The sequence below is a fragment of the Citricoccus sp. NPDC079358 genome, assembly GCF_040702545.1.
Classification (GTDB): Bacteria; Actinomycetota; Actinomycetes; order Actinomycetales; family Micrococcaceae; genus Citricoccus.
In genome coordinates this window covers 1-1,848 of sequence record NZ_JBFBLI010000035.1, presented here as the reverse complement: position 1 = coordinate 1,848, position 1,848 = coordinate 1, and the positions used below count along the sequence as shown (strand labels likewise).

Sequence of the window (1,848 nt, the reverse complement as noted above, 5' to 3'; positions counted from 1 at the left end):
CCTGTTGTTTGAGAACTCAATAGTGTGCCAAGTTTGTTGATGCCAATTTTTTGAATTGGTTGATTGGTTGCTGGGACACACCCCGTGTGTTTGCAGTGACTTTTTGCCATGGATTCTTGGGTGGCATGTGGGTCTGGTTTTCCGCCGGGTCTGTGTGTTGTCCGCTTTTTGTTTTTTACGGAGAGTTTGATCCTGGCTCAGGATGAACGCTGGCGGCGTGCTTAACACATGCAAGTCGAACGCTGAAGCTCCAGCTTGCTGGGGTGGATGAGTGGCGAACGGGTGAGTAACACGTGAGTAACCTTCCCTTGACTCTGGGATAAGCCCGGGAAACTGGGTCTAATACCGGATATGACCTCCTGTCGCATGGTGGGGGGTGGAAAGATTTATCGGTCTTGGATGGACTCGCGGCCTATCAGCTTGTTGGTGAGGTAATGGCTCACCAAGGCGACGACGGGTAGCCGGCCTGAGAGGGTGACCGGCCACACTGGGACTGAGACACGGCCCAGACTCCTACGGGAGGCAGCAGTGGGGAATATTGCACAATGGGCGCAAGCCTGATGCAGCGACGCCGCGTGAGGGATGACGGCCTTCGGGTTGTAAACCTCTTTCAGTAGGGAAGAAGCCTTCGGGTGACGGTACCTGCAGAAGAAGCGCCGGCTAACTACGTGCCAGCAGCCGCGGTAATACGTAGGGCGCGAGCGTTATCCGGAATTATTGGGCGTAAAGAGCTCGTAGGCGGTTTGTCGCGTCTGCCGTGAAAGTCCGGGGCTTAACCCCGGATCTGCGGTGGGTACGGGCAGACTAGAGTGCAGTAGGGGAGACCGGAATTCCTGGTGTAGCGGTGAAATGCGCAGATATCAGGAGGAACACCGATGGCGAAGGCAGGTCTCTGGGCTGTTACTGACGCTGAGGAGCGAAAGCATGGGGAGCGAACAGGATTAGATACCCTGGTAGTCCATGCCGTAAACGTTGGGCACTAGGTGTGGGGGACATTCCACGTTTTCCGCGCCGCAGCTAACGCATTAAGTGCCCCGCCTGGGGAGTACGGCCGCAAGGCTAAAACTCAAAGGAATTGACGGGGGCCCGCACAAGCGGCGGAGCATGCGGATTAATTCGATGCAACGCGAAGAACCTTACCAAGGCTTGACATGTTCTCGATCGCCACAGAGATGTGGTTTCCCCTTTGGGGCGGGTTCACAGGTGGTGCATGGTTGTCGTCAGCTCGTGTCGTGAGATGTTGGGTTAAGTCCCGCAACGAGCGCAACCCTCGTTCCATGTTGCCAGCGGGTTATGCCGGGGACTCATGGGAGACTGCCGGGGTCAACTCGGAGGAAGGTGGGGACGACGTCAAATCATCATGCCCCTTATGTCTTGGGCTTCACGCATGCTACAATGGCCGGTACAATGGGTTGCGATACTGTGAGGTGGAGCTAATCCCAAAAAGCCGGTCTCAGTTCGGATTGGGGTCTGCAACTCGACCCCATGAAGTCGGAGTCGCTAGTAATCGCAGATCAGCAACGCTGCGGTGAATACGTTCCCGGGCCTTGTACACACCGCCCGTCAAGTCACGAAAGTCGGTAACACCCGAAGCCGGTGGCCCAACCCTTGTGGGGGGAGCCGTCGAAGGTGGGACTGGCGATTGGGACTAAGTCGTAACAAGGTAGCCGTACCGGAAGGTGCGGCTGGATCACCTCCTTTCTAAGGAGCCCCTTAGCTATCAGGCCCGCAGATCTTTGTGTTTGTGGGTGTGTGGTTCAGGTGTAGTGCTCGTAGCGGCCCCGTTCGTGGGTCGGCGAGTTGCTCATGGGTGGAACATCAACGAATAGTGCCCTGGCCGTACCGGCT

Annotated in this window: 1 rRNA gene; it reads left to right on the top strand. The window is 56.8% G+C overall.

Annotated elements, in window-relative coordinates:
• Nucleotides 1–174: 174 nt before the first annotated feature.
• Nucleotides 175–1,701, top strand: a 16S ribosomal RNA gene (locus AB0333_RS16930).
• Nucleotides 1,702–1,848: the final 147 nt, after the last annotated feature.